A 17,742-nucleotide genomic window follows, 5' to 3' on the forward strand; every position below is an offset into this window, starting at 1 on the left:
TGGTTGAGTAAGAAGGGACGATCCAGAATTCCATGAGCACAGCACCCGCGCAGGCGGGGTGGCGATTCAGGCAGCCGAGTGTCATTCCGGGTTTCGGATTGACGCTCGGCTTCTCGCTTGCCTACCTCACCCTCATCATCCTCATTCCGCTGTCCGGGCTGATCTGGCGCTCGGCCTCGCTCGGCTGGGCTGACTTCTGGGCGATCGCCAGCGACCGCCGCACCATCAACGCGCTGGAAATCAGCTTCGGCACCGCCTTCCTCGCGGCGGCCGTCAATGTCGTCTTCGGCACACTGGTCGCCTGGGTGCTGGTGCGCTACCGCTTTCCCGGCCGTCGCATCGTCGATGCCATGGTCGACCTGCCCTTCGCCCTGCCGACCGCGGTGGCCGGCATTGCGCTGACCACGCTCTATGCGCCGAACGGATGGATCGGCAAATTGCTGATGCCGCTCGGCATCAAGGTCGCCTATACGCCGCTCGGCATCGTCGTCGCGCTGGTCTTTATCGGCCTGCCCTTCGTCGTGCGCACCGTGCAGCCGATCATGGAGGAGATCGACAAGGAGGTGGAGGAAGCCGCGGCCACGCTTGGCGCCAGCCGCTTCCAGATCATCACCCGCGTGCTGTTTCCGGGCCTGGCGCCGGCCATCATCACCGGCTTTTCGCTGGCCTTTGCCCGCGGCGTCGGCGAATACGGCTCGGTCATCTTCATCGCCGGCAACCTGCCTTACAAATCGGAGATTGCACCGCTTTTGATCGTCATCCGGCTGGAGGAATACAACTACCCGGCGGCGACCGCGATCGCGGCGATCATGCTCGCCTTGTCCTTCGTCATGCTTCTGGTCGTCAATCTCGTGCAGACATGGAGCCGCAAGCGCTATGGCTGACCCTGAAATCAAATCCTACGAACCGTACCATGAGAGCCGCTCGGCAGCGGTGACGGAAAGCCGGCCCGCGCAAGCCGTGCTGATGGCCATTGCTTTCGTCTTCCTCGGCGTCTTCCTGCTTTTGCCGCTGATCATCGTCTTCCATGAGGCGCTGGCAAAAGGCATAGGCGCCTATACGCAGGCGCTGGGCGAGCCGGACGCACGCTCGGCCATCCACCTGACACTGCTCGTCGCAGCGATCTCGGTGCCGCTCAATGTCGTCTTCGGCATTTCCGCCGCCTGGGCCATCGCCAAGTTCGAATTCAAGGGCAAGGCGTTTCTCACCACGTTGATCGACCTGCCCTTCTCGGTCTCGCCGGTCATCTCGGGCCTGGTCTATGTGCTGCTGTTTGGCGCGCAAGGCTTGCTCGGCGACTGGCTGAAGGGGCACGGCATCCAGATCCTGTTCGCCGTGCCGGGCATTGTGCTGGCCACCGTCTTCGTCACCTTCCCCTTCGTCGCCCGCGAACTGATCCCGCTGATGCAGGAACAGGGTAATGGCGACGAGGAAGCAGCGCTTTCGCTCGGCGCCAATGGCTGGCAGACCTTCTGGTATGTGACGCTGCCCAACGTCAAATGGGGCCTGCTCTACGGCGTGCTGCTGTGCAACGCGCGCGCCATGGGCGAATTCGGCGCGGTGTCGGTGGTGTCGGGCCATATCAGGGGCCTGACCAACACCATGCCGCTGCATGTCGAAATCCTCTACAACGAGTACAACGCGGTCGGCGCTTTTGCCGTCGCCTCATTGCTTGCCGGGCTGGCGCTCGTCACGCTGGTCTTGAAAACACTGCTCGAGATGCGCTACGGCGCCGAGCTTGCCGCGACGCGCGGACACTGACAGAGGGATTTGTATGGAAGTTCGCGTTGCCAATGTGCGCAAGGAGTTCGAGCGGTTTCCGGCGCTCCACGACGTGTCGCTCGACATCAAGTCGGGCGAACTGATCGCCTTGCTGGGGCCGTCCGGTTCCGGCAAGACGACGCTGCTCAGGCTGATCGCCGGGCTGGAGCGGCCGACGCGCGGCAAGATCTTCTTCGGCGACGAGGATGCTTCGCAGAAGTCGATCCAGGAGCGCAATGTCGGCTTCGTCTTCCAGCATTATGCGCTGTTCCGGCACATGACCGTGGCCGACAATATCGGCTTCGGCCTGAAAGTCCGGCATGGGTCCTCGCGGCCGCCGGCGCAGGAAATACGCCGCCGCGCCTCCGAGCTTCTCGATCTCGTCCAGCTTTCGGGGTTGGAGAAACGCTATCCGGCGCAGCTCTCGGGCGGCCAGCGGCAGCGTGTCGCGCTGGCGCGCGCCATGGCCATCGAACCCAAGGTGCTGCTGCTCGACGAACCGTTCGGTGCGCTCGACGCTCAGGTGCGCCGGGAACTGCGCCGCTGGCTGCGCGAGATCCATGACCGCACCGGCCACACCACCGTCTTCGTCACCCATGACCAGGAAGAGGCGCTGGAGCTTGCCGACCGCGTCGTGGTGATGAGCCAGGGCCGCATCGAGCAGGTCGGCACCGCCGACGATATATACGACACGCCGAACTCGCCTTTCGTCTACGGCTTCATCGGTGAATCGAGCTCGCTTCCCGTCAAGGTCGAGAATGGCGAGATCTGGCTCGCCGATCGCCCGATCGGGCTGTCGGCGCCGCATGCGCCCGAGGGCGAGGCGACGCTCTATTTCCGCCCGCACGATGTCGAACTGCTCGACGGCTGCAGCGGCTGCATCGCCGGCACGGTCGCCGCCAGCCGCCGCGTCGCGGGAACACGGCGCGTCGAGCTTGAAATCGGCGGCGAGCGCCAGCGGGTCGAGATTGAGCTGCCGGTCGGCCATCCCGCCGCGCAGAAAAGCCGGGTGGCGTTCCGCCCGGGGCGTTGGAAGCTGTTTCCGGCGGCCTGATCTCGAGGTCGGCGCTATTCCAGCCAGTTCTCGACCTTCAGCTTCCGTATCCGGGTGAACTCCCCGATGCTGGCCGTCACCAAAATGGCGCCTAACACGCAGGCGTGAGCGGCAATGAAAAGGTCATTGTGGCCAATGGGTTGGCCAACGGCCTCCAGCTCGGTGCGAAGCGCGCCGTACTCGGCGTCCACCGGCCCATCGAGCGGCAAGACAGGGATTTCAGCCAGCAGGTCCTCGACCTTCTTGAGCAGCTTGGCCGAGCCTTTCCTGGCGCAGCCATACCGCAATTCAGAGGCGACGACGATGCTGGTACACACAGCGGCGTCTCCCTCGCGCACCATTGCACTGGCAGCCTTGCCAGCCGGGTTCCGGATCATGTCGCTGATGATGTTCGTATCCAGCATGAACCGCATCAAAAAATGTCCTCGGCTTCGACAGGCGCATCGTCGATCTCGGGAGAGTCGTCCTCAGGACCAAGCGGCGCCTCTTTCGCCCATTGGGCGAGCAGCGCGGCAAGGCCGGGTTTGCGGACCGGCTCAATGATCAGGCGGTCGCCTTCACGGCTGATCAGAACCTTGTCGCCAGGGAGCTCGAATTCGACAGGAATGCGCACCGCCTGGCTGCGGTTGTTGCGGAACAGTTTCGCCTCCTTCGGTGGCGGCGTTGCTGTGTGGCGATGCTGGGGCATGACTGCCTCCGTTTGTATATGCCATATGTATATGCCAAACAGCAGCTCCCGGCAAGCGACAGCAAAACGCAGGCCGAAGTCTGGAACAGAATTCTAAGGAACCGTAGTGTTGGCCATATCTTTTCTCGTGGCAAGGTCGCGGAGCCATCCCCCATACCTCGCCCCGCCCCCTGCGCCACGGCTATGGTCGAGCCATAACGCATTGCATCCGGAGCCTTTTTCATGAAGCGATTTTTCCTCGGCGTTGCCACTGTTGCCGGCCTGGTCCTCGCATCCTCCCAAGCCTGGTCGGCCGACAAGCTGCTCAACGCCTCTTATGACGTCGGCCGCGAACTGTTCGTCCAGGTCAACAAGGCCTTCGTCGCCGGCCATCCAGGCGTCACCGTCGACCAGTCGCATGCCGGCACCTCGGCGCAGGCGCGCGCCATCGCCGAGGGCCTTGGTGCCGATGTCGTCACCTTCAACCAGGTCACCGACATCGATTTCCTGGTCAAGAAAGGGCTCGTCTCCGCCGACTGGCAGAAGGACTTTCCCGACAACGCCTCGCCCTTCTATTCGCTGCCTTCGTTTCTCGTCCGCGCCGGCAACCCCAAGCACATCAAGGACTGGAACGATCTGGTGCGCGACGACGTGCAGGTGATCTTCCCCAATCCGAAAACCTCAGGCAATGCGCGCTACACCTATCTGGCGGCCACCGCCTACGCCAAGGAGGCCTTCAAGGGCGACGACGCCAAGGTGAAGGAGTTCATCACCAAGCTGTTCAACAACGTGCCGATCTTCGACACGGGCGGACGTGCGGCGACCACCACCTTCGTGCAGCGCGAGATCGGCGACGTGCTGATCACCTTCGAATCCGAGACGCGCGGCATCCGCAAGGAGTATGGCGACGACAAGTTCGAGCAGGTCACGCCCTCGGTCAGCCTGCTCGCCGAATTCCCGGTGGCGATCGTCGACAAGGTCGCTGACCAGCACGGCACGCGCGATCTGGCGAAGACCTATCTCGACTTCCTCTACACGCCGGAAGGCCAGGAAATACTTGCCCAGAACGGCAACCGGGTGCGTGACGCAGCCGTCGCCGCCAAACACAAGGCCGACTTCCCGGAGGTGCGCCTGCTGACAGTGGAAGATGTCTTCGGCGGCTGGGACAAGATCCAGAAAGAGCATTTCGCCGCCGGCGGCCTGCTCGACCAGGCCTATGGCAGCCGCTGACGGCTACAGTACGCAAGAACAGATGCGGGAAAGCCGGCAACAAGCCGGCTTTCTTCGTTTTTGCCATCCGCCAGGGCGAATGCGACGCCCTACCGGCAAAACGTTACAAAGAATCAACGCGTTTGTGCCTAACGTGCCACTTGGCGTCTTGTGTCGCGAAACGCCACCGCGTGGCGAAACCGTCATCATTTGCACACAAACAGCCGCCAGATGCGGGGTGGTTGGGGCTTTAACGGGTTGACTCGGGCATGCTGACAAAAAAAGGCAAATACGGCCTCAAGGCCCTCGTGCATCTTTCCAGTCTTCCGGTTGGCCAACTGGCCTTCGTCAACGACATCGCGGTCGCCAACAACATCCCGAAGAAATTCCTCGACGCCATCCTGGGCGAATTGCGCAATGCAGGCTTCGTCCAGAGCCGCAAGGGCAAGGAGGGCGGCTATCGCCTCGCCCGCCCGGCCTCCGAGATCAAGATCGGCCATGTCGTGCGCGTGCTGGACGGGCCGCTGGCGCCGATCCCGTGCGCCAGCCGCACGCAATACCAGCGCTGCGAGGATTGCGACGAGGCGACCTGCCAGGTCCGGCATATGATGCTGGAAGTCCGCCAGGCTATCGCCGAGGTGCTCGATAACAGAAGCCTCGCCGCCATGCGCGATGCCGACAACGACGATTTCCCGGTCGAGTTGTCGTCGCAGATCTAGATCGACGGCCGGCGGGCGGCGTTGGTCATCGTAAGATTCCATGATCGCGCAGGACGATGTCGTGGCAGCCAACGATGCCGGCTCATGTCCCGGTCAGCAGATGCATTGCTTCCGCGAGGACATCCGCGACAGGGCGCGTCGCGTCGATCGTCAGCGCCCGCTCATCCTTCCCCGGCGGCTCGAGAATGGCGAACTGGCTGTCGACCAGGCTTGCCGGCATGAAATGGCCCTTCCGGCTGGCGACCCGCTGACGCGCCGTCGCCGGGTCGATTTCCAGATAGAGGAAGACGATGTCCGGGCAAAAGCCGCGCAGGCGTTCGCGATAGCTGCGCTTCAGCGCCGAGCAGGCCGCGACCACGCCCTGCCCTTCGCGGACCGACGCCGCGATACGCTCCCCGATCGCATCGAGCCAGCCTTCGCGCAACTGGTCGGTAAGCGGCTCGCCGCTCGCCATGCGCGCCACATTCTCCGGCGGATGCAGCCTGTCGCCTTCGATAAAGACGGCATCCAGCGCGGCCGCCAGCGCGATGCCGACAGCCGACTTGCCGCAACCGGCGACGCCCATCACCACGATCGCCGGAGGCGCGGAGCCGGGAGCGCCCGCCGGCGCCTGTACTGTTTCTCCGTCCATCGTCAGCGGCTTGCCGGCGCGCGGCCGTAGAGCAGGAGCATCGCAACAATGACGACGCCATAGATGATCTGCCGCCCCGCCTCCGGCATCTGCATGACCGACAGGATGGATTGCAAGAGCGTGATCAGGATGACGCCAGCGACGGTGCCGAGATAGGACCCACGCCCGCCGAGGATCGAGGTGCCGCCAAGCACCACCGCGGCGATCGATGGCAGGAGATAGGCATCGCCCATCGACTGCGCGGCCTTCGAGGCATAGCCGGCCAGAAGCACGCCGCCGAAGGCCGAAAGCCCGCCCGAGACGGCGAAGGCGATCATCACCACGCGCCTTGTGTCGATGCCCGAGAGATAGGCCGCGCGCTCGCGGTTGCCGATGCCGTAGACGGTGCGGCCGAAGCCGGTGCGGGTCAGCACGAAGACCATCGCGGCCCCGATCAGCGCCCAGATGATGACGGCGTTGGGCACGCCCGGAATGGCGAACCCTGTGGCCAGGTAACGCATGGCGCCCGTGGCCGAATCCTGGGGCGAGAAGCCGCCGGTGTAGACCACCATCAGCCCTTGCGCGACGGCGTTGGTGGCGAGCGTGATGATCATCGAGGGAATGCGCAGATAGGCGACGCCGATGCCGTTGACGATGCCGATCAGCACGCCGCAGAAGATGCCGAACGGAATGGCGAGCGCCACCCCGGCCGGACCGTACGCCGCCGCGGCGCAAGCCATCATGGCGCCCGCCGCCACCGACCAAGGCACCGACAGATCGATCTGGCCAAGCAGGATGACCAGCATCATGCCGGTGGCGATGACGCCGAGGAACGAGGCGACCTTCAGCTGCTGCAGCAGATATTCAGGCGACAGGAAGCTTCTGGAATAGAGGCTGCCGAGGAACAGCAACAGCACGATGCAGGCGAAGGCGGTCAGCACCGCCGGGTCGGCGCGGCGGATGAATTTCGGCATGCGGCCGGCAATGCCGCCGTCGCTCTTCCCAACCATCGGCGTCGTTTCGCTCACAGGAACCACTCCAGCCGGTTGCGGACCCGAAACAGGGCGAAGGCGCCGAGGCTGACCGCGATCAGCAGGATAACGCCCTGGAACAAAGGCTGCCAGAGCGGATCGAAATCGAACACGAACAACAAATCGCCGATGGTGCGGAAGGCAAGCGCGCCGAAGATGGCGCCGATGGCGCTGCCCTTGCCGCCGAACAGCGAGACACCGCCCAGCACCACGGCGGCGATCGAGAACAGCGTGTAGGCGTTGCCGCTGGCATAGGCCGCGTCGCCCGTATAGGTGAAGAAGGTCAGGAACAGCCCGCCGATCGCGGCCAGCAGCCCGGCCAGCGTGTAGGCGGCGAACTTGCCGCGCCTGATCGGAACGCCCGACATATAGGCCGCCGTCTCCGACGATCCCGCCGCATAGGCAGCGCGGCCAAGCACCGAGCGGCTGAAAGGCACCCAGATCACCAGCACGATGGCGAACAGCACGACGAGGCTCGCCGGCACGACGTCGAAGACACGCCCGGTCATCGCATCGGCCAGATCTTCATTGACCGAGCCGCCCGGGAAGGGCCGCAGCAAAAGGCCGATGCCGTAATAGACGGCCCCGGTGGCGATGGTGGCGACGATCGGCTGCAGCCGGCCGTAGATGACGATGGCGCCGTTGATGGCGCCGCACAGGAGACCGACCGCCAGCACGGCGATGACGCCGAGCGTCGTCTGCATGGGCGTGCCCACCACCAGCCAGGAGGCCAGGCAGTTGGTGAGGAGAAAGATCATGCCGACTGACAGGTCGATGCCGGCGGTGATCACCACCAGCGTCTGCGCCATGGCCACGAAGGCGAGCAGCACGCCCTTGTTCGCCGCCGTCTGCACCACATTGGCGGTGAAGCCGGCAGGGTGGTTCGAGGTGTAGATGATGAACATGACGATGAAGATGCCGAGCGCCAGCAGCGTTCCGCGTTGCTCTGCCAGCCAGTAGCGCCAATCCTTCACGCGCTTGCTCCCAGGCCCACCGGGCTCTCCTCGCCATGGATGTTGAGCGCGCTCGCAATCAGCGCCCGCTCGGTGATCTCGGAGCCGACCAGTTCGCGTTTGACCGCGCCGTCGTAAAGCACCAGCACGCGGTCGCAGCAGCCGATCAGCTCGTCATAATCGGTCGAATAGAACAGGATCGCCGCACCGGCGTCCGCCAGCTTGCGCATCAGCTGGTAGAGCTCCTGCTTGGTGCCGACATCGATGCCGCGCGTCGGATCGTTGAGCAGGATGATGCGTGGCTGGCGCATCAGCCATTTGGCGATGACCACCTTCTGCTGGTTGCCGCCCGACAGCGCGCCGACCGGAATGTCGAGGCCTGCCGTCTTGATCGCCAGCAGGCCGACCATGTCGTCGATCAGCCGCTGCTCGGCGGCGCGGTCGATGATGCCGCCCCGGGACAGCCGGTCGAGCGCGGCGAAGGACAGGTTCTCGCGCACCGTCATCGGCAGCATGAGGCCTTCGGTCTTGCGGTCTTCGGGGATGAGCGCCATGCCGATGGCATCCTCGCGGGCCGCCGCCGGACTTTTGATCGCCACCGGCTTGCCATCGATCAGCACCTCGCCGGAAAGGCCGCGCAGCACGCCGAAGAAGGCGAGCAGCAATTCGCGCTGGCCCTGGCCGTCGAGACCGCCGAGGCCGACCACCTCGCCTGCCCTGACGGTCAGCGAGATGTTGTGCAGCCGGTCGGTCCACGAGAGCTTGCGGGCCTCGAGCCTGGGTGCGGCTGCAGCCGGCACGGACGTCGGCTTGGGCGGGAAGATGTGACTGTATTCACGGCCGATCATCAGTTCGACCACCTCATTGTCGCTCTTCGAACCGGCCTTGTAGCTGGCGACATTGCGGCCGTTGCGGAACACCGTGCACTGATCGGCGAGTTCGGCGATCTCATTCATGCGGTGCGAGATGTAGAGCAGCGCCAACCCTTCCGAGCGCAGCCGTTTCAGGACACCAAAGATCTTGGAGACATCAGCCGCCGTCAGCGCCGAGGTCGCCTCGTCGAGGATCAGGATCCGCGGCTTTCTGGCCAGCGCCTTGGCGATCTCGACCATCTGCCTTCTTGAAAGGGGAAGATCCTTGACCAGCGCCAGCGGATGGATGTCAGCAGCTCCTGCGCGCGCCAATGCCTCCTCCGCGATGCGCCGTTGCGCCTTGCGGTCGATCATACCGAAGCGCTTGGGCGGATCTGATATGACGATGTTGTCGGCGACGCTGAGATCTGGAACCAGCGACAGCTCCTGGAAGATGCAGACGATGCCGGCCTTGTTGGCCGCGGCCGGCGACAGGAAGGTCGCCTCCCGGCCGTCCAGCGTCATGCGGCCCTCGTCGGGCGCCACGACACCGGCCATGACCTTGATCAGCGTCGACTTGCCGGCGCCGTTTTCGCCAAGGATGGCGTGGATGCTGCCGGATGTGACGACAAGCTCCGCCTTTTCCAGAGCTCGCACGCCACCATAGCGCTTGGATATGCCTTCCATCTGGAAGAGCGGAACCGCACTGTCCATCGGCCCTCCCGGGGCGCTTTGATCACCAGCGTATCAAGTGACCGGCGCCGTGAGACATCCCACGGCGCCGGGAGTGCAGCCTACTGGTCCGCCTTGGTCTGCCCCATGATTTCCTGCGCGGTGAAGTTGATGCCGCAGGTCGGGAAGGAATTGCCGACGAAGAAATTGTCTGACTGGTCGGGGAAGAAATCCTGACCGGCCTTGAAGTTCGGATCCTCGACGATCGCCAGCGGCAGCTTCACCGACTGCGGGACGACATTGCCTTCAAGCGCCGCGATCGCAGTCTTGATGGCAACCGCCACCTGCGCCGGGCCGGTACCGGCCGACGAGCATTTCAGCCCGTCGGCTGCGTGAGCCGCGCAGAACTTGCGGAAGCCGTTTTCGGTCTCGCCGCCGAACGGCACGAAGGGATGCTTGGCATCGATCATCGCCTGCACGATGCCRGTGTCGCCGCCCTGTCCGGTGACGCCGTCGAAGGGGCCGTTGGTGGCGATGGCGTCGGCCGAAGCCTTCTGCGCAACGCCGTCATCCCACTTGCCGACGACCTCGGTGACGGCCCATTTCTTGCCCGAGGCATCGAGAACCTCGTGGATGCCGTTGTGGCGGTCGGTGTCGACCGACGTCCCGGCAACGCCGCGCACCTCGAGCACCTTGCCGCCGTTCGGCACATGCGAGACCAGCCATTTGCCCCACAGCTCGCCAAGACCTTTCTGGTCGACATTGACGTTGATGGCGTCCTTGGTGTCGAGAATGTTGTCGAAGGCAACCAGCACGACGCCGGCTTCCTTGGCGCGCTTGATCACCGGCCCGAATGCGGTCGGGTTCTGCGCGTTGACGACGATCGCGTCATAACCGGAGTCGATGAAGTTGTTGATCGCCGAAATCTGCGCCGGCACATCTTCGCCGGTCGAGACGACCTTGAATTCCTTCAGCTTGGCGGCGACGTCCTTCTGCGCCGCATAGGCCTTCGCGGTCTGCACCATCTGGATGCGCCACGTATTGGCGATATAGCCGTTGGCGAGCGCGATGCGATACGGCCCGGCCTTCTTGGGGAACTTGAAGAATTGCGTGTCAGCGGCCCAGGGCGCGAAACAGTCGGGCTCGGCGGCCGGGCCTTTGACGATTTCGGGACCCGCGGCAATCGCCGACGAGCTCAGCATAACGAATGCACTGGCGGCAACGATGCCACCGACGAGTGACTTGATCATCGATAATCCTCCCGATTGCAGTTCTGATTTGTTGGTTCAGTTTCATGCAATTCCCGCGTTTCCGGCAGGCCCTCCCGCCTTGTCCAGTCACGCTTGCCAGGTGCCAACGACCTTCGCGCCCCCTCCCCTTGCCGTCCCCATCGACCGAAGAAAAACTATCATATTATACATAATAAACAAGCATGAGCTGTTGCTTATGTATAATAAACAAGTTCACTGCTTCGGAGGCGAGGCTCATTCTCGAAAATGGTAGCGCTACCATAGCGTTGTGTAAAGCGCCATTTGAGCGCGTTCTTAAAAGCGCGTTCAGCGGGCTGTGCTCTCGCGGCGCTTGAGCTCGAAGCCGAGATCGACGATCCGCTGCTGCGGCCGGTCGCCGGCGATCGCCGCCAGCGCCATGGCGACGGCGCGCCTGCCGATTTCGTAGCGGTAGGTGCGGATGCTGGTGATCGAGGGAAACGCCACCTGCATCATGTCGAGGTCGTTGAAACCGACAATGCCGATCGTCTTCGGCACGTCTATCGCGGCCCGATGGCACTCGAACAGCACGCCGAGCGCGATGTCGTCATTGTTGCAGAACACGCCGTCGAGCGTCGGCATCTTGGCCAGGGCGTCGCGGAACAATTCGCGGCCAAGCGGCACGCTGGACAGCAGCGGCGTCGTGGTGACCAGGCGCGGATCGAATAGGCCGGCTTTTTCCATGGCAGCGCGATAACCCGCCAGACGCCGCTGCGAGCGCGGGTCCATGCGCGCGCCGATGAAGCCGATGCGGCGATACCCCATCTCGATCAGGTGCTCAGTCGCCGTCCTGCCGCCGTCGAGATGCGAGAATCCGACCATCATGTCGACGGGATCGGGCCCGATCTCCATCACCTGCACCACCGGGCAGCCGGCATTCTCCAGCAGTTTTCGCGCGGTTGGCGTCTGGTCGATGCCGGCCACGATCAGCGCTGCCGGCCGTTGCGAGCCGAACAGCTGCAAGAGCCGCTCCTCCTCGAGGCCGGAATAGTGCGTGTTGCCGAGCTGGATGCGGAACGGACTGTCCGACAGGCTGTCATAGATGCCGCGCACCACTTCGGCAAAGACGTTGTTGGTAAGCGACGGAACCAGCACGCCGAACACCTCGGCACGCGCCGAGGCCAGCGCCCGCGCATTGGGGTCCGGTACATAGCCGAGCTCGTCGACGGCGGCCTGGATCTGGCGGCGCAATTCTTCCGAGACGCGCTCCGGCTCGCGCAAGGCGCGCGACACGGTGATGGCGCCGACGCCGGCCTTGCGCGCGACATCCGCTATGGTCGGGCGGCCGCCGCCCCGGCGCGAGCGCGGCTTGATCAAGGCCATCGCCCGCGCAGATGGCCGCCAAAGCGCGCCCGCAATACGATCATCGCCATTTCACCGGCCTGTTGCCGCAACCCTTGGCCGACTCGGGTCGCGCAGCCATTGCTCATTGTCAAGCCGGAGTGCCTCAGGCCGCCATGACGGCCCTGCCCCTTGCTGCCTTCCACATGAACAGCCCGATCGCCATTATGTTCAGCAAATTCCAGGCGATGCCATTGAGGAAGGCCACGGCGTAGGACCCGGTCAGATCGTAGATCCAGCCGGACATCCAGCCGCCGATCGCCATGCCGAAAATCGTCGCCATGATGACGATGCCGATCCGCTGGCCGGCCTCCTTGGCCGGCAGGTATTCGCGCACGATGATCGCATAGCAAGGCACGATGCCGCCTTGCGACAGGCCGAACACCAGCGACACGACATAGAGCGAGGCGAGCCCGTCGAACGGGATGTAGAACAGCAGCGACAGGCATTGCAGCACCGAGCCGATCAGCAGCGTCTTCACGCCGCCTATGCGATCGGCGAGAAAGCCGGAGGCAAGCCGGCTGACGACACCCGCCGCCATCATGATCGACAGCATGTCGGCGCCATGCGCCATGCCGTAGCCGAGATCCATGCAATAGGCGACGATATGCACCTGCGGCATCGACATCGCCACGCAGCAGCCGAGGCCGGCGACGACCAGCAGCCCCTGCAACGCCGCCGGCGACATGGGAATCGGCTGCACCGGCCGGCTTCCCGGCGAACCGGCGGCCGCGGCTTCCGGAGCCCCGCGCCGCAGCATCAGCACCAGCGGCACCATGGTGACCAGGCAGAAGATACCGATGGCCGCATAGGTGAACCGCCAGCCTTCCGCCTTGATCAGCGTCGGCATGATGGTCGGCCAGAGCGCGCCGGCGAGATAGTTGCCGGCAGCCGCCGCGGTGACGGCAACGCCGCGCCGGCGGTTGAACCAGTGGGAGATGTCGGCGATCAGCGGCCCGAAGATCACCGACGTGCCGACACCGATCAGCACCCCCTGAGCAAGGGTGAACTGCAGGATCGAGGTCGAAAGCGCGGCAAGCAGCAGGCCGGCCGAGAGCGCCACGGAAGAAATCAGCGCCGGGACCCAATAGCCCATGCGGTCGATGGCGCGGCCGACCAGCACATTGCCGGCGGCAAAGCCCACCATGGTCGCGGTGTAGGGCATGGATGCCGCGGCGCGGTCGACGCCGAACTCGGCCTGCACGGCGGGCAGCACCACGACGACCGCCCACATGCCGACCGCGCCGATGGTCGCGAGCACCATCGAAATGGCCAGGCGCATCCAGGCGTAGGAGCTGTCGATGCCGGGGCTGGTCCGGCTCAAATCGGTTCGGGTCAAAGGCGTTTCCTGTCGGCGGTCTCTGAAAACGGCTGCAGTTTGCGCCACTATCGGCGCATTCTGAGCGCACAGCAGCGCCAGAGCGGGCAAATCCGTGGCTCCAGAGCAGACAGGAAGGCGGGAACCGACGCCACTCTTTGGAGTTTCCCGACCATCAAACCGGAAAGGAGTGCCAGCCATGACCGCTGCCAGGCAAAAATGGTCGGCCGAGGTGACCGAGCATAGCGACGCCATGGATCTCGAGGATCACATCTTCGAATCCGACGATGCCAGGAAGATCGCCGCCTCGCTCAAGCGGTCGGCCGAACAAAGCCATCGCCGCAAGGCCGAACCCTTTCAGTCCGCCATGTCGATGCTGAATTTCTATATCAACCGCGCCGGCAAGAACCTGCCCACCGCGCGCAGACAAGTGCTCGAGCGCGCCAAGGACGAACTGCGCGTGGCCTTCGGCCGCGAGAAGGAAGATTAACTCCGGCCTAGCGCGACTTGATCACGTGGTCGGTGTTGGCGAGCAGTTTTCGCACCGCGGCGCGCGCCGCGTCCGGCCGTTGCAGCCGGATGTTCTTCTCGATCGCCTCATGCAGCTTCTGTACGTGATTGAGATCGTCGACCGCCCGCGTGGTGAAAGTGAAGAGATGGTCGAACGCGGATTCGATCAGCACGCCGAGCGGCACCAGAAGATCGTTGCCGGAAGCCCGCAGGATGGCCAGGTGGAAGCGTGTGTCCGCGCGCGTGCGTTCCTGCAGGCTGGCCGCTTCCCCCATCTCGCGGCAGGCCTGGCTGATCTCGGCCATCTGCTCGTCGGTCCGCCGCATGGCGGCGAAGGCGGTCGCTTCCGGCTCGATGATGTGGCGGAACTCCTGCACCGTCTTCAGGAACACCTCGCGGTCGGGCGACGTCGCGTACCAGGCTAGCACGTCGCGGTCGAGCAGGTTCCAGCGCTCCTTGGGCTCGACCCAGCTGCCGATCTTGGGGCGTGACGCCAACAGGCTCTTGGCCATCAGCATCTTGATCGCCTCGCGCACCGCCGAGCGGCTGACGCTGAAGGTCTCCGACCACTTGGCCTCATTGGGCAATATGGTGCCGGGCGGATAGTCGCCCCGCACGATCCTGAGCCCAATTTCGCTGGCCAGCGACGTGTGTACGCTGGCGCCGGGAATGCGCGCCGCGTCGGGCCGGCGAACACCGGAGGGGCGTTCGGCGGATGCCGGCTTTTTCGGCGGCTTTTCCTTGTTCGGCTTTGCGTCCCGCATAGACTTCAGAAAGGCCGGTTTGCGGAAGCTGTCAAGCACCGCCGGGCGGTTGGGCCGCAAAGCGCGCCGCTATGCACAGCCCAACCCCGTTTTGCCTGCTTGCTCAGGCGGTTTTGACGTATTTGCGCCAGCTATGCTCCGGGCGGAAGCCGAGCATGTCGCGCGCCTTGCGGTTCGACAGCAGCGTCTCGTACTCGCCGAGTTCGGCCTTGACCGGCACGTTGGGATAGAATCGCTTCAGGAGCTCGGACGTTGGCAGGTCGGACGAGGTGTCGTCATTGGCGGCGTTGAACACCTGGTAGCCGAGACCGTCCTTCTCGATGGCGCGCAGCGTGATCTGGCCGAGATCGCGCGCGTCGACATAACTCCAGGCGATGCGCTTGCGGAAACCCGGATCGGCGAACCATTTCGGGAACAGCGAATACTCATGCGGCTCGATGACATTGCCGATGCGAAGCGCGTAGATGTCGGTGCCGTTGCGCTGCGCAAAGGCCCGCGCGGTGTTCTCGTTGACGATCTTGGAGAGCGCATAGCTGTCCATCGGGTCGACGTCATACGCCTCGTCGAGCGGGAAATATTTGGGGTCGCGCGGCTCGTTGGCGAACACCAGGCCGTAGGTCGTCTCCGAGGAGGCGACGATCACCTTGCGGATGCCGAGCTTCACCGCGGCCTCGATGACATTGTAGGTGCCCATCGCGTTGATGCGGAACACTTCATTGTCGGGCGTGATCATGATGCGCGGAATGGCGGCGAAATGCACCACCGCATCCACCGGCTGCGGGCGCAGCGAGGGGTCGAATTCGTGCAGGCCCATATAGCTCGACAGCGCGTTGAACACCTGCCCGCTGTCGGTGATGTCGGTGATCAGCGTGCGCACCTTGGGATTGTCGAGCGGCTTGGTGTCGATGTTGAGCACCTGGCAGCCCTGTTCGACAAGATATTGCACGACATGACGCCCAGCCTTGCCGCTGCCGCCGGTGAACATGATCCGCTTCGTCATTCTTGTCTCCATCACAGACTCTGGAATTGCCGTCTATTGTCAGACAATATTGCTTTCTGCAACCGCATATGGCTAAAACAGCGGCGCAATTATCGATAATCTGGGATAGGACAGACGACATGAACACCTCCGCCGCACGCGAGACGATCGGCTTCATCGGCCTTGGCCTGATGGGGCACGGCATTGCCAAGAACATCGTCGACAAGGGCTATCCCCTGACATTCCTTGGCCGCAAGAACCGCAAACCCGCGGAGGACTTGGCTAGCCGCGGCGCCAAGGAGGCGTCGACCTCGCGCGATGTCGCGGCGGCGTCCGACATCGTCTTCATCTGCGTCACCGGGTCGCGCGAAGTGGAAGCCATCATCCGTGGCCCCGGCGGCCTCAAGGAGGGCTTGAAGAAAGGCTCGGTCGTCGTCGATTGTTCGACCTCCGATCCGGTCTCGACCGTGGCGCTTGCGGCCGAACTCAAGGCGCTGGGCATCGACTATGTCGACGCGCCGCTGAGCCGCACGCCGAAGGAAGCCTGGGAAGGCACGCTCGACGCCATGGTCGGCGCCCCCGACGCCGTCTTTGCCAGGGTAAAGCCGGTGATCGAAACCTGGGCCGGCCGCATCGTCCATATCGGCGACACCGGCGACGGCCACCGCATGAAGCTGCTCAACAATTTCATCTCGCTGGGCTACGCCGCCATCTATTCCGAGGCGCTGGCCCTGGCGCAGAAGGTCGGCATCTCGCCGCCGCGCTTCGACAGCGTCATCCGCAACGGCCGCATGGATTGCGGCTTCTACCAGACCTTCATGCGCTGGACGCTGGAGGGCGACCGCGACGCCCACAAATTCACCATCGCCAACGCCTTCAAGGACCTGACCTATCTGGAATCGATGGCCGGTGCGGCCGGCATCGCCAACCCGCTCGGCAACGCCACCAAGAATTCCTTCGCCGGAGCCCATGCCACCGGCCCGGCCGAGCAGTTCGTGCCGATGCTGGCAACGCATATCGGCAAGGTCAACGGCGTCGACCTGATGCCGACCAAGGATGGCAAGAAGCAGACGATTTAACGAATTGCTCTGACGGCCGGATAGCTTAGCGCCGCCGGCTTCCGATCCCCTCATCGGTGTCGGCGAGCAGCTTGTGCACGGCGCTGCGCGCCGCCGCCGGCCGTTGCAGGCGGATGTTCTTCTCGATCGCCTCGTGCAGCTTCTGTGCCCGGTTCTGATCGCCGACCTGGCGTGTCGTGAAGACGAAGAGATGGTCGAGTGCGGACTCGATCAGCACGCCGAGCGGCACCAGAAGGTCGTTGCCCGAGGCCCGCAGGATGGCGAGGTGAAAGCGTGTGTCGGCGCGGATGCGTTCCGGCAGGTTCGCGGCCTCCCCCATCTCGCGGCAGGCCAGGCTGATCTCGGCCATCTGCTCATCGCTGCGCCGCATGGCGGCAAAGGCGGATGCTTCCGGTTCGATGATGTGGCGGAACTCCTGCACGGTGCGCAGGAAGGCTTCGCGGTCGGGTGCGGTCGCGTACCAGGCGAGCACGTCGCGGTCGAGCAGGTTCCAGCGCTCCTTCGGCTCGACCCAGCTGCCGATCTTGGGGCGTGATGCCAAAAGGCTCTTGGCCATCAGCATCTTGATCGCCTCGCGCACCGCCGAGCGGCTGACATTGAATGTCTCGGCCCATTTGGCCTCGTTGGGCAGGATGCTGCCGGGCGGATAGTCGCCGCGCACGATCCGCAGACCAATCTCGCTGGCTAGCGAGGCATGAACGCTGGATCCGGGAAAGTGCGCCGCATCCGCCCTGCGCACGACCGCTGGATCGCGGCTGGCTTGCGCCTTGGCCCGGCTGGCTTGCTTCTTTGCCTTGTCCTGGGGCATCCACGTTCCAATAGGCAGCTGCCTGTCGCCCGGAGATGCTCCGAACCCTGTGGCGCGCCGATCCCGTCACCGAAAGATCCAAACCACGGACGCGTCAAAGCCGGAGCCTGTTGCCCCTTGCCACGGCGTCTCGCTCAGGATTTGACGG

At 64.2% G+C, this 17,742-nt stretch carries 19 protein-coding genes; 7 read left to right on the forward strand and 12 right to left on the reverse strand.

The annotated features are described in order from the left end of the window. Positions 1-32 precede the first annotated feature (32 nt). From cysT to AC1DPX_RS11495, 3 genes are read left to right on the forward strand one after another with little or no spacing between them, the layout of a single operon-like run. The gene (gene cysT / locus AC1DPX_RS11485; protein ID WP_202358975.1) at positions 33-884 is read left to right on the forward strand and encodes a sulfate ABC transporter permease subunit CysT; all 852 of its coding nucleotides are present in this window, start codon (positions 33-35) and stop codon (positions 882-884) included. Beyond that, the gene (gene cysW / locus AC1DPX_RS11490; protein WP_477236649.1) at positions 877-1,761 is read left to right on the forward strand and encodes a sulfate ABC transporter permease subunit CysW; all 885 of its coding nucleotides are present in this window, start codon (positions 877-879) and stop codon (positions 1,759-1,761) included. Before cysT ends, cysW begins: the two co-directional genes overlap by 8 nt. A gap of 13 nt (positions 1,762-1,774) precedes the next feature. Beyond that, positions 1,775-2,815, forward strand: a complete 1,041-nt coding sequence (locus tag AC1DPX_RS11495) for a sulfate/molybdate ABC transporter ATP-binding protein (RefSeq protein WP_010910344.1) — start codon at positions 1,775-1,777, stop codon at positions 2,813-2,815. Between the two features lie 14 nt (positions 2,816-2,829). On the opposite strand, the gene AC1DPX_RS11500 is transcribed toward AC1DPX_RS11495, so the two are convergent. Together AC1DPX_RS11500 and AC1DPX_RS11505 are read right to left on the reverse strand one after the other, a co-directional pair. After that, on the reverse strand, positions 2,830-3,228 hold the full coding sequence (locus tag AC1DPX_RS11500) for a PIN domain-containing protein (RefSeq protein WP_477236651.1): 399 nt from the start codon (positions 3,226-3,228) through the stop codon (positions 2,830-2,832). After that, entirely contained in the window at positions 3,228-3,503 is a 276-nt protein-coding gene (locus AC1DPX_RS11505) for an antitoxin (protein WP_477236652.1), read from the reverse strand. Before AC1DPX_RS11505 ends, AC1DPX_RS11500 begins: the two co-directional genes overlap by 1 nt. A 222-nt stretch (positions 3,504-3,725) precedes the next feature. On the opposite strand from AC1DPX_RS11505, the gene AC1DPX_RS11510 reads away from it, so the two are divergent. Both AC1DPX_RS11510 and AC1DPX_RS11515 read left to right on the forward strand, forming a co-directional pair. Next, positions 3,726-4,712 carry a sulfate ABC transporter substrate-binding protein gene (locus AC1DPX_RS11510; protein WP_202358971.1) on the forward strand — a complete coding sequence of 329 codons (987 nt, stop codon included), beginning with the start codon at positions 3,726-3,728 and terminating at the stop codon, positions 4,710-4,712. Positions 4,713-4,960: 248 nt separating this feature from the next. Further along, positions 4,961-5,410 (forward strand): RrF2 family transcriptional regulator, encoded by a 450-nt coding sequence (locus tag AC1DPX_RS11515; RefSeq protein WP_010910348.1) that lies wholly within the window; start codon positions 4,961-4,963, stop codon positions 5,408-5,410. A gap of 82 nt (positions 5,411-5,492) precedes the next feature. Here AC1DPX_RS11515 and AC1DPX_RS11520 read toward each other — a convergent pair whose 3' ends face one another. The 7 genes from AC1DPX_RS11520 to AC1DPX_RS11550 all read right to left on the reverse strand — a co-directional run bounded on the left by AC1DPX_RS11520 (position 5,493) and on the right by AC1DPX_RS11550 (position 13,475). After that, positions 5,493-6,041 carry a gluconokinase gene (locus AC1DPX_RS11520; protein ID WP_202358970.1) on the reverse strand — a complete coding sequence of 183 codons (549 nt, stop codon included), beginning with the start codon at positions 6,039-6,041 and terminating at the stop codon, positions 5,493-5,495. Positions 6,042-6,043: 2 nt separating this feature from the next. Then, entirely contained in the window at positions 6,044-7,030 is a 987-nt protein-coding gene (locus tag AC1DPX_RS11525) for an ABC transporter permease (protein ID WP_477237491.1), read from the reverse strand. Between the two features lie 14 nt (positions 7,031-7,044). After that, positions 7,045-8,025 carry an ABC transporter permease gene (locus AC1DPX_RS11530; RefSeq protein ID WP_202358969.1) on the reverse strand — a complete coding sequence of 327 codons (981 nt, stop codon included), beginning with the start codon at positions 8,023-8,025 and terminating at the stop codon, positions 7,045-7,047. Then, positions 8,022-9,569, reverse strand: a complete 1,548-nt coding sequence (locus AC1DPX_RS11535; RefSeq protein ID WP_477236654.1) for a sugar ABC transporter ATP-binding protein — start codon at positions 9,567-9,569, stop codon at positions 8,022-8,024. Before AC1DPX_RS11535 ends, AC1DPX_RS11530 begins: the two co-directional genes overlap by 4 nt. 80 nt (positions 9,570-9,649) lie before the next feature. Continuing rightward, a complete protein-coding gene (locus AC1DPX_RS11540) occupies positions 9,650-10,777 on the reverse strand; it encodes a sugar ABC transporter substrate-binding protein (RefSeq protein ID WP_019859208.1) in 1,128 nt (375 codons plus the stop codon). 306 nt (positions 10,778-11,083) lie between these two features. Then, entirely contained in the window at positions 11,084-12,118 is a 1,035-nt protein-coding gene (gene gntR / locus AC1DPX_RS11545; RefSeq protein WP_477236656.1) for an HTH-type transcriptional regulator GntR, read from the reverse strand. Positions 12,119-12,242: 124 nt separating this feature from the next. After that, on the reverse strand, positions 12,243-13,475 hold the full coding sequence (locus tag AC1DPX_RS11550; protein ID WP_477236657.1) for an MFS transporter: 1,233 nt from the start codon (positions 13,473-13,475) through the stop codon (positions 12,243-12,245). Between the two features lie 178 nt (positions 13,476-13,653). Between AC1DPX_RS11550 and AC1DPX_RS11555 the strand changes: the two genes are divergently transcribed. Further along, complete coding sequence (locus AC1DPX_RS11555; RefSeq protein ID WP_477236659.1) at positions 13,654-13,944, forward strand: DUF3175 domain-containing protein; 291 nt, start codon at positions 13,654-13,656, stop codon at positions 13,942-13,944. 7 nt (positions 13,945-13,951) lie between these two features. Here the strand turns inward: AC1DPX_RS11555 and AC1DPX_RS11560 are convergent, their stop codons facing one another. Both AC1DPX_RS11560 and AC1DPX_RS11565 read right to left on the reverse strand, forming a co-directional pair. Next, positions 13,952-14,728 (reverse strand): FadR/GntR family transcriptional regulator, encoded by a 777-nt coding sequence (locus tag AC1DPX_RS11560; protein ID WP_477236661.1) that lies wholly within the window; start codon positions 14,726-14,728, stop codon positions 13,952-13,954. A gap of 103 nt (positions 14,729-14,831) precedes the next feature. Further along, on the reverse strand, positions 14,832-15,728 hold the full coding sequence (locus AC1DPX_RS11565) for an NAD-dependent epimerase/dehydratase family protein (RefSeq protein WP_477236663.1): 897 nt from the start codon (positions 15,726-15,728) through the stop codon (positions 14,832-14,834). A 68-nt stretch (positions 15,729-15,796) separates the two neighbouring features. On the opposite strand from AC1DPX_RS11565, the gene AC1DPX_RS11570 reads away from it, so the two are divergent. Further along, complete coding sequence (locus AC1DPX_RS11570; protein WP_477236665.1) at positions 15,797-16,786, forward strand: NAD(P)-dependent oxidoreductase; 990 nt, start codon at positions 15,797-15,799, stop codon at positions 16,784-16,786. Between the two features lie 25 nt (positions 16,787-16,811). Here the strand turns inward: AC1DPX_RS11570 and AC1DPX_RS11575 are convergent, their stop codons facing one another. Continuing rightward, a complete protein-coding gene (locus AC1DPX_RS11575) occupies positions 16,812-17,594 on the reverse strand; it encodes a FadR/GntR family transcriptional regulator (protein ID WP_477236667.1) in 783 nt (260 codons plus the stop codon). Positions 17,595-17,742: the final 148 nt, after the last annotated feature.

The organism is Mesorhizobium sp. 01N446 (assembly GCF_056399285.1).

Bases quoted from the DNA above. Each gene is read 5' to 3' on its own strand.
- AC1DPX_RS11535 (WP_477236654.1), bottom strand. From the start codon at position 9,569: ATGGACAGTGCGGTTCCGCTCTTCCAGATGGAAGGCATATCCAAGCGC.
- AC1DPX_RS11510 (WP_202358971.1), top strand. From the start codon at position 3,726: ATGAAGCGATTTTTCCTCGGCGTTGCCACTGTTGCCGGCCTGGTCCTC.
- AC1DPX_RS11500 (WP_477236651.1), bottom strand. From the start codon at position 3,228: ATGCGGTTCATGCTGGATACGAACATCATCAGCGACATGATCCGGAAC.
- cysW (WP_477236649.1), top strand. From the start codon at position 877: ATGGCTGACCCTGAAATCAAATCCTACGAACCGTACCATGAGAGCCGC.
- AC1DPX_RS11555 (WP_477236659.1), top strand. From the start codon at position 13,654: ATGACCGCTGCCAGGCAAAAATGGTCGGCCGAGGTGACCGAGCATAGC.
- AC1DPX_RS11570 (WP_477236665.1), top strand. From the start codon at position 15,797: ATGGCTAAAACAGCGGCGCAATTATCGATAATCTGGGATAGGACAGAC.
- cysT (WP_202358975.1), top strand. From the start codon at position 33: ATGAGCACAGCACCCGCGCAGGCGGGGTGGCGATTCAGGCAGCCGAGT.
- AC1DPX_RS11565 (WP_477236663.1), bottom strand. From the start codon at position 15,728: ATGACGAAGCGGATCATGTTCACCGGCGGCAGCGGCAAGGCTGGGCGT.
- AC1DPX_RS11505 (WP_477236652.1), bottom strand. From the start codon at position 3,503: ATGCCCCAGCATCGCCACACAGCAACGCCGCCACCGAAGGAGGCGAAA.
- AC1DPX_RS11520 (WP_202358970.1), bottom strand. From the start codon at position 6,041: ATGGACGGAGAAACAGTACAGGCGCCGGCGGGCGCTCCCGGCTCCGCG.
- AC1DPX_RS11525 (WP_477237491.1), bottom strand. From the start codon at position 7,030: ATGGTTGGGAAGAGCGACGGCGGCATTGCCGGCCGCATGCCGAAATTC.
- AC1DPX_RS11560 (WP_477236661.1), bottom strand. From the start codon at position 14,728: ATGCGGGACGCAAAGCCGAACAAGGAAAAGCCGCCGAAAAAGCCGGCA.
- gntR (WP_477236656.1), bottom strand. From the start codon at position 12,118: ATGGCCTTGATCAAGCCGCGCTCGCGCCGGGGCGGCGGCCGCCCGACC.
- AC1DPX_RS11515 (WP_010910348.1), top strand. From the start codon at position 4,961: ATGCTGACAAAAAAAGGCAAATACGGCCTCAAGGCCCTCGTGCATCTT.
- AC1DPX_RS11575 (WP_477236667.1), bottom strand. From the start codon at position 17,594: ATGCCCCAGGACAAGGCAAAGAAGCAAGCCAGCCGGGCCAAGGCGCAA.
- AC1DPX_RS11495 (WP_010910344.1), top strand. From the start codon at position 1,775: ATGGAAGTTCGCGTTGCCAATGTGCGCAAGGAGTTCGAGCGGTTTCCG.